General features: G+C 63.5%; 11 protein-coding genes. 7 read left to right on the top strand and 4 right to left on the bottom strand.

Features of this window, described 5'->3' with window-relative positions; all coding sequences use genetic code 11:
- Positions 1-90 precede the first annotated feature (90 nt).
- Genes IWX64_RS09090 through IWX64_RS09075 form a run of 4 tightly spaced genes read right to left on the bottom strand, consistent with a single transcriptional unit; the run spans position 91 to position 4,664 of the window.
- On the bottom strand, positions 91-1,164 hold the full coding sequence (locus tag IWX64_RS09090) for a glycosyltransferase (protein WP_196866811.1): 1,074 nt from the start codon (positions 1,162-1,164) through the stop codon (positions 91-93).
- A gap of 29 nt (positions 1,165-1,193) precedes the next feature.
- Complete coding sequence (locus IWX64_RS09085) at positions 1,194-2,303, bottom strand: glycosyltransferase (RefSeq protein ID WP_196866810.1); 1,110 nt, start codon at positions 2,301-2,303, stop codon at positions 1,194-1,196.
- A gap of 55 nt (positions 2,304-2,358) precedes the next feature.
- Positions 2,359-2,718, bottom strand: a complete 360-nt coding sequence (locus tag IWX64_RS09080; protein ID WP_395939883.1) for a DUF5997 family protein — start codon at positions 2,716-2,718, stop codon at positions 2,359-2,361.
- A gap of 23 nt (positions 2,719-2,741) precedes the next feature.
- On the bottom strand, positions 2,742-4,664 hold the full coding sequence (locus tag IWX64_RS09075; protein WP_196866808.1) for an FAD-binding monooxygenase: 1,923 nt from the start codon (positions 4,662-4,664) through the stop codon (positions 2,742-2,744).
- Between the two features lie 247 nt (positions 4,665-4,911).
- Between IWX64_RS09075 and IWX64_RS09070 the strand changes: the two genes are divergently transcribed.
- From IWX64_RS09070 to IWX64_RS09040, 7 genes are read left to right on the top strand one after another with little or no spacing between them, the layout of a single operon-like run.
- A complete protein-coding gene (locus IWX64_RS09070) occupies positions 4,912-6,405 on the top strand; it encodes a fumarylacetoacetate hydrolase family protein (RefSeq protein WP_196866807.1) in 1,494 nt (497 codons plus the stop codon).
- 26 nt (positions 6,406-6,431) lie between these two features.
- Complete coding sequence (locus tag IWX64_RS09065) at positions 6,432-7,106, top strand: GntR family transcriptional regulator (protein WP_196866806.1); 675 nt, start codon at positions 6,432-6,434, stop codon at positions 7,104-7,106.
- 23 nt (positions 7,107-7,129) lie between these two features.
- Positions 7,130-8,668 (top strand): 5-carboxymethyl-2-hydroxymuconate semialdehyde dehydrogenase, encoded by a 1,539-nt coding sequence (gene hpaE / locus IWX64_RS09060; RefSeq protein ID WP_196866805.1) that lies wholly within the window; start codon positions 7,130-7,132, stop codon positions 8,666-8,668.
- Between the two features lie 46 nt (positions 8,669-8,714).
- Positions 8,715-9,803 (top strand): 3,4-dihydroxyphenylacetate 2,3-dioxygenase, encoded by a 1,089-nt coding sequence (hpaD, locus tag IWX64_RS09055; protein ID WP_196866804.1) that lies wholly within the window; start codon positions 8,715-8,717, stop codon positions 9,801-9,803.
- Positions 9,804-9,805: 2 nt separating this feature from the next.
- The gene (hpaH, locus tag IWX64_RS09050; protein WP_196866803.1) at positions 9,806-10,591 is read left to right on the top strand and encodes a 2-oxo-hept-4-ene-1,7-dioate hydratase; all 786 of its coding nucleotides are present in this window, start codon (positions 9,806-9,808) and stop codon (positions 10,589-10,591) included.
- Positions 10,576-11,379 carry an HpcH/HpaI aldolase family protein gene (locus tag IWX64_RS09045; RefSeq protein ID WP_196866802.1) on the top strand — a complete coding sequence of 268 codons (804 nt, stop codon included), beginning with the start codon at positions 10,576-10,578 and terminating at the stop codon, positions 11,377-11,379. Before hpaH ends, IWX64_RS09045 begins: the two co-directional genes overlap by 16 nt.
- A gap of 26 nt (positions 11,380-11,405) precedes the next feature.
- Positions 11,406-12,146, top strand: a complete 741-nt coding sequence (locus IWX64_RS09040; RefSeq protein WP_196866801.1) for a LysR family substrate-binding domain-containing protein — start codon at positions 11,406-11,408, stop codon at positions 12,144-12,146.
- Positions 12,147-12,282: the final 136 nt, after the last annotated feature.

The following is a 12,282-nucleotide window of genomic DNA, read 5'->3' as shown; positions in this document are numbered from 1 at the left end:
CACCCGGTACGACAAACTCGCCCTCACCTACCGCGGAGGAGTCGTACTCCGAGCCATCACTATTTGGCTCAAAGAATTAGGAGACACGCCCTAGGAGCTGGCCGTAGCAGCCTGGGAAACCAGTTCCAGAAACGAGTCCCTGAAGCTGTCCCGGCTGACAAAAAGTACCCTTTTCAGGGCTCCCGGATCCGATGCCGCCGCCTGCCGGAGAAGCTCAGGCCAGGCTGCGCCGGACCAGGATTCAGCCATCGGAATGGCTGCGGCGGCTTTCAGCGCCCGCGCGAAGGCTGTCTGCTCGGCGAAGGGGCGCTCCTCCGGTACCAGGATGGTTGGTCGCCCTGCAGCAGCAGCCGCAGCGACAGCGTGGTAGCCGGCGGAGGTAATGATGATGTCCGCCCGGGCAAGCTCTGCCCGTGGGTCGGCCAGAACCCCCAGCAGCCGCACATTCGCTGGCAGATCAGCGGATCCGGTGCTCAGACCCACCACATTCCACTGCCAGTCGGGGCATGATCGCGCAGCGTCGGCAAGCTCAGTGGCACCGACGCCGCTGCCTCCAAGGCTGGTTTGTACAGTGATCACCTTCCCGGCCCGGTGGCTCGTCGCAGCTACGGATTCTCCGTTAGGTTCGAGCATTCCCAGATACTGGGTCCGGTGCCCAAACTTTTCCAGGAAGGCAGGATCCTCGAGCTGGCGTGGGTAATAGGCAAAGAGGCCGGTGGCAGCGACATAAGCCGCTTCGTGGGCCGGATCCCAGCGGTCGCCCGGCATGCGCCGGTAGAGGACTGGGTAACCGCTGAGCCGGGCGAAGATTGCCGCCTCCGCGGAGACATCGATGATCACCACCTGGGGGTCGAAATCCTGCCACGCCGCCTGCAGCTCCACGAACCGTTGTCGGATAGCGGGGTTGGTGGGCGTGTAATGCAGAAACTGTTCCCCTGAGACCGTGTAGGGGGCGCCGTCGGGCCCGGTATCGGAAGTGAGGTGCGCGAATGTCGTCTGGGGGATCGCGTTCAGCCCATCAGGCTCGGTGGACCCGGTGACCAGAAGATCGACTGCTTGCAGCCGGGCAATATTCAGGGCGTGCCGGAGGTGTCCTGACCCGTGGTGGTGGGCGTAGTAGGCGACGCGGAGCCGGGGCATCACGGCGGGTACTGGAGAGGGCATTGCAGGGGAATTCACTCCCTCCTCACGGCCTAGGACGCCATCATGTCGGTGTTGGCAAGAACGCCATGGCCTACCAGTTCACCAAGGTGCTGCTCATACCTGGTGATCATCGCCTCCACCGAGAACCGCTCGGCAGAAGCACGCACCTGGCTGGTGTTGAGGGTGCGGGACTGCTCTACGGCGCGGGCGAGGTCGGCCGCCGAGAACCCTGCTGCGACCACGCCGCCCCGCGCGTCAATAATCTCGTCCATCGCGCCGCAGGGCAGGGCGGCAACGGGGGTGCCGCAGGCCATGGCTTCGACGGTGGTCAGGCCAAAGGGTTCGGCCCATAGTGGGGAGGCGATAAACACTGTTCCGGAGCCCAGGAACGCGGCAAGCTTGGTATGGTTCAAATGGCCAACATGCTCGACCGATTCACTCAACAGTGGCGCAATGGTCCGGTTGAAGTAGTCCTGATCACTGATGGGTCCGGCGAACTGGATGCGCATCCCGGCAAGGGCAGCTGCCTCGATGGCAACGTGCAGACCCTTCTCGGGCGTAATCCGACCCGCCCAGACGGCAATGTCAGGGTGGCGGTCAACTCCCGGGCCCACCCTCCATTCCGCAAGGCGGATTCCATTGTGGACCACATCGATGTCACGGAGGTGGTGCCGCCACTGCCGGGCGTTGGCAGCTGAGACGCTGACAACCCGATGCCCCGCCTGCCGGTTGTGGATCTGCGCATCAAGTGCCGCGGTCACGCGTGGCAGTGGTGGGGTATGCAAAATGGTGATCATCGGTTGGGCTGGTGGCGTGAGATGAGGCAGTGCGCTCAGCGAATTATTGATGACGACGTCGAAGTTGCCTTCGTTGATCAGCTCCAGAGTTGTGCGCTGGGCCTCATCCAGGAGACGGGTCTGGGCTTCCCTGGCCGCCCCCTCGGGGTGTCGGGTGAAGGTGAAGCCTGCGTCCAGCATGGGTATCAGCCGAGCTGATGTACGGCTGCCGCCCTTGGCGAACAGTGTGACCATGTGACCGCGCGCCGACAATTCCTCAGCCAGCAGGGCGGTATGCATTTCCAGCCCACCGGGGAAGGGGCTGGCGATGGGGTGGTGCAGGTGGGCCATGACGGCAATGTTCAACGGTTGAGCAAGCAGCATAATGGTAAGTATGCTTCATTTCCGTGAAATGTCGACACGGGGTGGCGCCAACCACTTAATTCTTGGAGGTCTCCGCGTCCAGCTTCTTGGCAATCAGATCCTGTTTACGGACCGCCGCATGCGTGGAACGTTCGGCGACCAACCACTTGGGTGGTTCCTGCAGCAGGGTGGTGATGTCAGCCGTCGAGAGCGGCTCGGTGACCCCACCTCGCGCCAGTCCGCTAATGGAAATGCCGAGCTTCTGGGCTACCACCGGGCGGGGGTGGGGGCCGTTGCGGCGAAGCTCAGCGAGCCATTCGGGCGGGTTTTGCTGCAGCTCGTTGAACTCCGCACGGGTGACATCGCTGTCCTGGAACTCCTGGGGTGCGGCTGGCAGGTAGATTCCCAGTTTCTTCGCCGCGGTGGCGGGCTTCATGGTCTGGGTGCTTTTAGCGGGGGTCATCCCTTAACCCTAGCTCCCCCAGCTGCTTCCGAGCTGCTCCCTGCCTGCATTCTGGCGAAGAACGCGGCCAGCTCGGCGTGAGCGGTCAGTGGGAGCACCTGTGCCACATACTGGTCTGGACGGACGACGACGACGGCGCCATCGCGCTCCACCCCGCGCAGCTCGAAGATGTCCGCGGCGGGGTCACTGCCGAAGACCTTCTCAAGGTAGTCCAGCTGGAAGGGGCCAACTGTGGGTTTGAAAACCGCAGGGACGGCATTGATGTCGATGCTCTGATGGTCCTGCTGGTAGATAACCCGGACATCGAACCACGCGTCGTGGTCCCCTCCCGCGGGGGTTGCGGCGAGAGGGGATTCGGGTGAGGTGCCGAGCCAGTCAGCAAAGGTGGCCACCTTCGACGGTGTTCCCGGCAGGGGCTGGTCGGCAAAAACGTAGATCCTCCAGCGTCCGTCAGCGGTCGCCTGATGGCCCAGATGTAGCGGGTTGGTATCGCAGACACGGACCACCAGCGCGGACTTGAACCGCTTGCCGATGGGAAATCCGGCCGCGAGTTCCTGGTATTTTGGTGCGCCCACGATGAGGGAGGGAGTGTATTCGGTCATGAAGCCAGCGGGAAACTCCATGGTGGAGGTGTAAAAGCTCTCGAGCTCAGTCGGGTCCTCAAACTCCTCGGGTTTTTTGGCCATCAGTGAGGACCATTGCTTGTCGAAGTCGATCAGATTTTTCGCGACGACCTGACGTTCGGCGGAATAGGTGGACAGCAGACTCTCGGAACTGCGCCCTTCCAGGACATGGCCGAGTTTCCACGCAATGTTGAACCCATCCTGCATTGAAACGTTCATACCCTGGCCAGCTTTGGCGCTGTGGGTGTGGCAGGCGTCCCCAGTGATGAAGACGCGGGGGGTACGGGTACCGATCTCTTCCGGGAGAACATCGTCGAACCGGTCCGTGAGGCGGTGCCCCACCTCGTACACGCTGTGCCAGGCGATGTTGCGGACGTCCAGGGTGTAGGGGTGGAGGATGGTGTTGGCTTTTTCGATGATCTCTTCCACGGTAGTGCTGCGGATCTCGCCCTTTGTCTGGGCATCGACGTCGCCCAGGTCAACGTACATGCGGAACAGGTGACCGCCCTCCCGTGGAATGAGGAGGATGCTCCCACCCGAACCGGACTGGATGGCGCACTTCAGCCGGATGTCGGGGAAGTCAGTTACCGCCAGCACATCCATCACTCCCCACGCATGGTTCGCAGCGTCTCCGGTGAGGGTACAGCCGATGGCGGCGCGGACCTTGCTGCGGGCACCGTCGGCACCGACCACATACTTGGCCCGGACCGTCCGTTCGGTCCCCGAGAGCGGGCCGTCGCTGTGGGTCAGGGTGACGGCAACCGGGTAATCGGCGTCAGGGGAGACGGTGAGGGCAGTGAACTCCAGGCCATAGTCGGGTTTCATGCGGGTGGGGGAGTTGGCCATGAACTCCGCGAAATAGTCTAGGACGCGAGCCTGGTTGACAATCAGGTGAGGGAATTCGCTGACGCCGGCTGGGTCGTCCAGTGGCCGGGCGGTCCTGATAATGCGGGTCGGATCCGCAGGGTCAGGCTTCCAAAACGCCATCTCGGTGATCCGGTATGCCTCGGCCGTGATCCGTTCGGCGAACCCAAAAGCCTGGAATGTCTCAACACTGCGTGCCTGGATACCGTCCGCCTGACCAATGGCGAGCCTGCCCGGCCGCCGTTCGACGATCCGGGTGGTGATGCCCGGGAACTGGGAGAGTTGGGCGGCGGCGAGCATGCCAGCCGGTCCGGTGCCAACGATCAGGACGTCCACCTGGTCGGGCAGTTCCTCGGGTCGGTTGATGCCCGTCCCGGCCGCAGCCTGGATCCGAGGGTCTCCTGATACGTAGCCGTGATGATGGAAGTGCACTGGCTGTCCTTACTCACATCTTTGTGGTGTAACTTGCCGGACTTTACTGGTGAATCGAAGGATCGATGTTCTCTATTTGAACGACCGATCCAATAATCGAATGACGCTCACACTGTACGACGAATATAACGCAGGTCACAATAACTTCAGCAAGGCCGGAGCGGTTGACGTGCCGCACGTCACACACGCTAGGATATCGTATACGATTTCATAGACCTGCCTGCCCGGACGAGAAGGAGAACGCTGCATGAGAACCGACTCCCAAACCCCACCAGTGACCGCCGAGCTGCTTGCCAGCACCCGCAAGGTCATTGCCGTCCATCTCAATTACCCCAGCCGGGCTGCCCAGCGTGGACGTATCCCCCTGCAGCCCTCCTATTTCCTCAAGCCGTCAACGTCGCTCGCGCTCGGATCAGTACAGACCCCAGGAGTGGTTGAACGACCCATGGGTTGTGAACTGCTCGGGTTCGAGGGCGAGATAGTGCTCATCATCGGCACCAGGGCGCGCCGCGTTGCCCCCGACGACGCCTGGAGCCACGTCGCCTGGGTCACCGCCAGCAACGACCTCGGTGTCTACGACCTTCGCTACGCCGACAAAGGATCAAATGTCCGGTCGAAAGGGGGCGACGGGTTCACTCCAGTGGGCCCGCACCTGATCCCGGCCGACGCCGTCGACCCCGCGTCGCTGCGGATCCGCACCTGGCACAACGACCACCTGGTCCAGGACGACACCACGGCCGACCTCTTCTTCCCGTTTGCCCGGCTGATTGCCGACCTGTCCCAGCTCCTCACCCTTGAGGAGGGCGACATGATCCTCACCGGGACGCCCGCAGGCGCTTCGGTGGCCCAACCTGACGACCTGGTTGACGTCGAGGTCACCGCGGGAAGCTATAGCAGTGGACGCCTGAGGACCCAGGTGGTGGAGGGATCGACGCCGCTGGCGGACTTCGGCGCTGGGCCCACAACCGATGACACACAACGCGAGGAAGCCTACGGGTCGCGTGACGCGGCGGGGCTGGCACCGCTCGCCGGGGCACTGTCGCCGGACCTGCGGAAGAAACTGGAAAGCGTTGCCACGGCGACACTTTCCTCCCAGCTGCGTAAACGGGGTTTGAACAACGTCAGCATCGACGGACTGCAGGCCACCAGACCCGACCGGCGCGTGGTCGGCCTCGCCCGCACCCTGCGCTTCGTGCCCAACCGGGAAGATCTCTTCACCACCCACGGCGGCGGCTTCAATGCACAGAAGCGGGCCATCGACTCGGTGAATGAGGGCGAAATCCTCGTGATGGAGGCACGCGGAGAGAAAGGCACGGGGACGGTCGGCGACATCCTCGCGATGCGCGCGCAGGTGCGCGGGGCAGCGGCCATCATTACCGACGGCGGTGTCCGGGACTACTCGGCCGTCGCCGACCTCGAAATGCCCACCTACTTCGCCAACCCCCACCCAGCGGTCCTGGGCCGGAGACACGTGCCGTGGGACACCGACATCACCATCGCGTGCGGAGGGACAACTGTGCAGCCCGGCGACATCATCGTCGCCGACGCGGACGGCATCCTGGTGATCCCCCCGTCGCTGGCAGAGGAACTGGTGGAGGACTGCATCCTGCAGGAGCAGGAGGAGACCTTCATCCTCGACATGGTGAAACAGGGAAACGGTGTGGACGGGCTCTACCCGATGAACGCCGGCTGGAAGGCAAAGTATGTGCAGTGGGTTGCCGCAGGAACCCCAGGTGACTGACGCCGTCGAAAGCGCAGGAGCACAGAATGCGGATTGACGATCAGATCGCGCCGGCTAGCAAGTCCGAGCAGGCCTACTCGGCGATCAAGGCGCAGATCGTCCGGGGCACGTTCACCCCTGGGTACCGGCTGGTGCTCGCCAAGATCGCCGGGGATCTGGGTTTCAGTGTGGTTCCCGTACGTGAGGCCATCCGGCGCCTCGAAGCCGAAGGGTTGGTGTCGTTTGAGCGCAACGTCGGCGCCACCGTCGCGGGAATCGATCCGACCGAGTACCTCTACACGATGCAAACCCTGAGCATCATCGAAGGCGCGGCCACGGCACTGTCCGCACCACTGATCGATGCGGTGGGGATTGCCCGCGCCCGCGCCGTCAATGAGGAAATGCGCCAGTGCCTGGAGAACTTCGATCCTGTCCGCTTCACCGTGCTCAACCAGGAGTTTCACGGCATCCTGTTTGAGCGCTGCCCGAATCCGCACATCCTCGATCTGGTGCACCGGGGGTGGAACCGGTTGGCAACGCTGCGGTCCTCAACCTTCCGGTTTGTTCCCGGACGTGCCGGAGAGTCAGTCCAGGAACACGCCGCCCTGCTCCAGCTGATCGAATCATCCGCCGACGCCGACGCCATCGAACGTTTTGCCCGCCGCCACCGCTCAGCCACCCTCGATGCCTACCTCGCGCAGGCAACCCACCCCACCGCATAAGCCCGCCAGTAGTCAGGAAAACCATGACCTCCACTGTCCCCGACGCTACCCACTACGTCCCAGAGAACCTGCCGAACCATCTCCAGCACTACATCAACGGGCAGTTCGTTGATTCTGTCGGCGGCGGGACCTTCGACGTGCTGGACCCAGTGTCCAACACCAATTACGCCACTGCGGCAGCAGGTCAACAGGAAGACATTGACCTCGCCGTCGCCGCAGCCCGAGAGGCGTTCGTCAATGGTCCGTGGCCGCTGATGAAACCCCGTGAGCGCGCCAGGATCCTCAACCGGATTGCCGACGCCGTCGAAGCGCAGGAGGTGCGACTGGCAGATCTTGAGAGTTTCGACACCGGCCTCCCCATTACGCAGGCAAAGGGCCAGGCCCTGCGTGCTGCTGAGAACTTCCGGTTCTTCGCCGACCTCATCGTCGCCCAGTTCGACGACGCCATGAAGGTACCCGGCTCTCAAATAAACTATGTGAACCGGAAACCCATTGGTGTTGCCGGGCTGATCACGCCGTGGAACACCCCTTTCATGCTGGAGTCCTGGAAACTGGCCCCGGCCCTTGCCACGGGCAACACGGTGGTGCTCAAACCCGCCGAGTTCACCCCGCTCTCCGCCTCCCTGTGGGCACAGATCTTCAAGGACGCTGGACTTCCCGATGGGGTCTTCAACCTGGTCAACGGTCTGGGCGAGGAGGCGGGGGATGCGCTGGTCAAACACGCCGACGTGCCGTTGATCTCCTTCACCGGCGAGACCACCACCGGTCAGACGATTTTCCGTAACGCTGCCGCCCACCTCAAGGGCCTCTCAATGGAACTGGGGGGAAAATCACCCTGTGTGGTGTTCGCCGACGCCGATCTTGACGCCGCTATCGACTCGGCCCTCTTCGGCGTCTTCTCCCTCAACGGTGAACGTTGCACTGCCGGGTCGCGCATTTTGGTGGAACGGGCCATCTATGACGACTTCTGTGACAGGTACGCAGCCCGCGCGAAGGCGATCGTCGTCGGAGACCCGCATGACCCGAAAACCGAGGTGGGAGCGCTGGTCCACCCCGAGCACTACCGGAAAGTAGCCTCCTATGTGGAAATAGGGAAGTCTGAGGGCCGGTTACTGGCGGGCGGCGGGCGTCCGGAGCATCTGCCGGAAGGCAACTACATCGCTCCGACGGTGTTCGCCGACGTCGCTCCCGACGCCCGGATCTTCCAGGAGGAAATCTTCGGCCCGGTCGTTTCGATCACCCCCTTCGAGGACGACGACGAAGCCCTTGCGCTGGCGAACAACACCAAGTACGGGCTTGCCGCCTATATCTGGACGCAGAACCTCACCCGTGCGCACACCTTTTCCCAGAACATGCAGGCGGGAATGGTGTGGCTCAACAGCCACAACGTCCGCGACCTCCGCACCCCCTTCGGCGGAGTGAAGGCCTCTGGCCTGGGCCACGAGGGAGGCTACCGCTCAATCGACTTCTACACCGACCAGCAGGCGGTCCACATCAGTCTCGGGGCCGTCCACACCCCAAAATTCGGCGGCATCGCCGCACCGACAGCAACCGAACGATAATTCCCTGCCCGCGGCCAAAAACACTGCTCAAAGAAGAGAGTTCATCATGACCAACTTCGTTCCCACCCCCACTGTCCCGGCCCCCGACATTGTCAGGTGTGCCTACATGGAAATTGTTGTCACCGATCTGGCGCGCTCCCGGGAGTTCTACGTCGACGTCCTCGGCCTTCACGTCACTGAGGAAGACGACACCACCATCTACCTGCGCTCGCTGGAGGAGTTCATTCACCACAACCTGGTGCTGCGCCAGGGGCCCGTAGCCGCCGTCGCCGCCTTCGCCTACCGGGTCAAATCCCCGGCCGAGGTGGACGCCGCTGAGGCGTACTACACGGAACTCGGGTGCCGGGTTGAACGCCGGCGGGAAGGTTTCACCCAGGGAGTCGGCGATTCGGTCCGGGTTGAAGACCCGTTGGGCTTCCCCTATGAGTTCTTCTACGACGTTGAACACGTGGAACGACTCACCCAGCGTTACGACCTGTACTCCGCGGGTGAACTGGTGCGCCTGGACCACTTCAACCAGGTCACCCCTGATGTGCCTCGCGGGCGCAAATACCTTGAGGACCTCGGCTTCCGGGTCTCGGAGGACATCCAGGATTCCGACGGCGTGAGCTACGCCGTCTGGATGCACCGCAAACAGACAGTTCACGACACCGCGCTCACGGGCGGTAACGGACCAAGAATGCACCACGTCGCGTTCGCCACCCACGAAAAGCACAACATCATCCAGATCTGCGACAAGATGGGGGCCCTACGCATCTCGGACCGGATTGAACGGGGTCCCGGTCGTCACGGGGTATCCAACGCCTTCTACCTCTATATCCTCGACCCGGACGGGCACCGCATCGAGATCTACACGCAGGACTACTACACGGGCGATCCGGACAACCCGACAGTCACCTGGGATGTCCACGACAACCAGCGCCGCGACTGGTGGGGCAACGCGGTGGTCCCCTCCTGGTACAGCGAGGCATCCCTGGTCCTGGACCTCGACGGCAACCCCCAGCCCGTTGTCGTCCGCGAGGAAAAGAGCGAAATGACTGTCACGGTCGGTGCGGACGGGTTCTCCTACACCCGCAAGGACGCCGATGGTGCGGATGGGCAGCAGCGGGGTTTCAAACTGGGAGCGCAGCTGTAGCCATGCTGGATGCCAAAACAATAGAAGCCATCGCCGACGAGCTGGTGGAGGCCGGGCGCAGCCGCACCCCGGTATCCCGTCTTACCAGCCGGTATCCCGACATGACCGTCGACGACGCCTACGCCGTCCAACGATTGTGGCGCCAGCGCAACGAGGACGCCGGGCGGACCCTCGTGGGACGCAAAATCGGTCTCACTTCCAAGGCCATGCAGGCGGCCACCGGTATCACCGAACCTGACTACGGCGCCATCTTCGATGACATGGTGCTGGACACCGGCTGCTCGGTGGACTGGGGCCGGTACACCCATCCGCGGGTCGAGGTGGAGCTCGCGTTCGTGCTGAAGCAGGACCTGTCCGGTCCGGGCTGCACCATTTTCGACGTCCTCAACGCCACCGACTACGTGGTCCCCGCCCTCGAAATCCTGGACTCCCGGATCGAGATGGAGGGCAGAACCATCGTGGACACTATTTCCGACAATGCGGCAATGGGCGCCATGGTGGTCGGTGGCCGCCCGGTGAAGCCCGACGCCGTCGACCTCCGCTGGGTCGCGGCCATCCTGTACAAGAACCAGACGGTCGAGGAGACCGGGGTTGCTGCCGGAGTGCTCGACCATCCCGCGGCTGGCGTCCACTGGCTGGCCAACAAGATCGCCGCTCACGGCGACAGCATGAAAGCGGGGGACATCATCCTTGCGGGGTCCTTTACCCGGCCTCTGTGGGTCAGCAGGGGCGACACCATCCACGCCGACTACGGACCACTGGGAGCAGTGACATGCCACTTCCACTAGCAGCCACTTTCCGTGCCGGCCTCACGGCGACCGACCGGCCATTGGCAGGCATGTGGGTGTGCTCGGGGAGCCCCCTCATTGCTGAACTCTGCGCCGGTGCCGGCCTGGACTGGCTCCTCATCGATGCTGAACACAGCCCGAATGGTCTCGAATCCATCCTCGCCCAACTCCAGGCCGTCCACGGCTACCCGGTCCACGCGGTGGTTCGACCGCCGGTGAACGACACAGCGTTGATCAAGCAGTACCTGGATCTCGGCGTGCAGAACCTCCTGATTCCGATGGTCCACTCGGTGGCCGACGCCGAAGCTGCCGTGGCGGCCACCCGCTACCCGCCCGCTGGGGTGCGAGGCGTCGGATCAGCACTCGCCCGGGCCTCCCGCTGGAACAGGGTCCCCGGTTATCTGGCCGGTGCTGGGGAAACCATCAGCGTGACGGTGCAGATTGAATCCAGCGCGGCCGTGGACGCTGTGGAAGCCATTCTTGGAGTGGACGGCGTGGATGCCATCTTCGTGGGGCCCTCCGACCTGGCCGCGTCACTCGGGGTGCTCGGTCAACAGGAACACCCTCTGGTGCGCGCCGCCGTCGAACGGTGCCTTACGGCGGCGTCGAAAGCCGGCAAGCCGGCGGGAGTGAACGCCTTTAACCACGACACCGCGCGCCACTATCTGGACAGGGGTGCCAGTTTCATCCTGGTCGGAGCCGACGTCGCAGTGCTGGCCCGGGGTTCGGAAGCCCTCGCAGCGCAGTTTGTCCCCGTGCCTGACGACGATTCCCCCGCCAGCTACTAATCCCACGGGTGAGCTAGTGTGATCAGATGTCCGAGCCCCAGCCCAGCGTCCTCACCGTCGGTTTCGTTCCCGGTGTGACCCCCGGCAAATGGGTCAGCCGGTGGCGTGACAGGCACCCTGGCAAGCCACTGGAAACCCTCGAGTATGACGCCGCCAACCAGCAGTCTGCGTTGCGGGATGGCTCGGTCGCCCTCGGCTTTGTCCGCCTCCCAGTGGAGCGCGAGGGGCTCAGCGTTATTCCGCTCTATGAGGAGCAACCGGTGGTGGTGGCGGGCAAGGACCACGAGCTTTCACTGTTCGACGAGGTTCCCTTCGCTGAACTGGCCGCTGAAAACATCCTCGACGTCCTCGCTCACGGTGGAGCAAAGGCTGCCATCGAACTGGCAGCAACCGGCGCCGGTGTGGTGATTGTGCCAATGTCGATTGCCCGGCTCTATGCCCGCAGGGATGCTGTCTACCGGCCAGTCCTGGACGTACCGGCCACCACTATCGCTGTGGCCTGGCTTGCCGAGAACACCACTGAGGATATCGAGGAGTTCATCGGGATTGTCCGGGGGCGAACCGAGCGTAGCTCGCGGCAGCCCTCGGCGAAAGAGCCGGCGAAGAAGGAAAAAAAGGCGCAGAAAACGGCCAGCAAGAAGCAGGCGTCGGGTCGGGCACAATCGCTTTCGCCGAAGAGCGGGGGGTCCAGAAAGACGCCGGCCGGGGGCAAGCAGCAGAACCCGCGCGGACGGAAGCCCGGTGCCGGTGGGCGTGGTCGCCGCTAGCCAGCCGGTTCCGTCAGTTACTGGGTCACCGCGGCTGTGATCGCCTGCAGGGCTACTATCTGGGACGGCCTGTGGAAGAGACGGAGTTCCGTGGGCTGCTCGCCACTGCCCGAGATGCCCATGGCCAACCCGGGTG

The organism is Arthrobacter sp. CAN_A212, from assembly GCF_015752345.1.
In the GTDB taxonomy this organism is placed as follows: domain Bacteria; phylum Actinomycetota; class Actinomycetes; order Actinomycetales; family Micrococcaceae; genus Arthrobacter_D.
This window is presented reverse-complemented; position numbering and strand designations above follow the sequence as displayed.

Bases quoted from the DNA above. Each gene is read 5' to 3' on its own strand.
- IWX64_RS09070 (WP_196866807.1), top strand. From the start codon at position 4,912: ATGAGAACCGACTCCCAAACCCCACCAGTGACCGCCGAGCTGCTTGCC.
- hpaE (WP_196866805.1), top strand. From the start codon at position 7,130: ATGACCTCCACTGTCCCCGACGCTACCCACTACGTCCCAGAGAACCTG.
- IWX64_RS09080 (WP_395939883.1), bottom strand. From the start codon at position 2,718: ATGAAGCCCGCCACCGCGGCGAAGAAACTGGGAATCTACCTGCCAGCC.
- IWX64_RS09040 (WP_196866801.1), top strand. From the start codon at position 11,406: ATGTCCGAGCCCCAGCCCAGCGTCCTCACCGTCGGTTTCGTTCCCGGT.
- hpaD (WP_196866804.1), top strand. From the start codon at position 8,715: ATGACCAACTTCGTTCCCACCCCCACTGTCCCGGCCCCCGACATTGTC.
- IWX64_RS09045 (WP_196866802.1), top strand. From the start codon at position 10,576: ATGCCACTTCCACTAGCAGCCACTTTCCGTGCCGGCCTCACGGCGACC.
- hpaH (WP_196866803.1), top strand. From the start codon at position 9,806: ATGCTGGATGCCAAAACAATAGAAGCCATCGCCGACGAGCTGGTGGAG.
- IWX64_RS09085 (WP_196866810.1), bottom strand. From the start codon at position 2,303: ATGCTGCTTGCTCAACCGTTGAACATTGCCGTCATGGCCCACCTGCAC.
- IWX64_RS09090 (WP_196866811.1), bottom strand. From the start codon at position 1,164: ATGCCCTCTCCAGTACCCGCCGTGATGCCCCGGCTCCGCGTCGCCTAC.
- IWX64_RS09065 (WP_196866806.1), top strand. From the start codon at position 6,432: ATGCGGATTGACGATCAGATCGCGCCGGCTAGCAAGTCCGAGCAGGCC.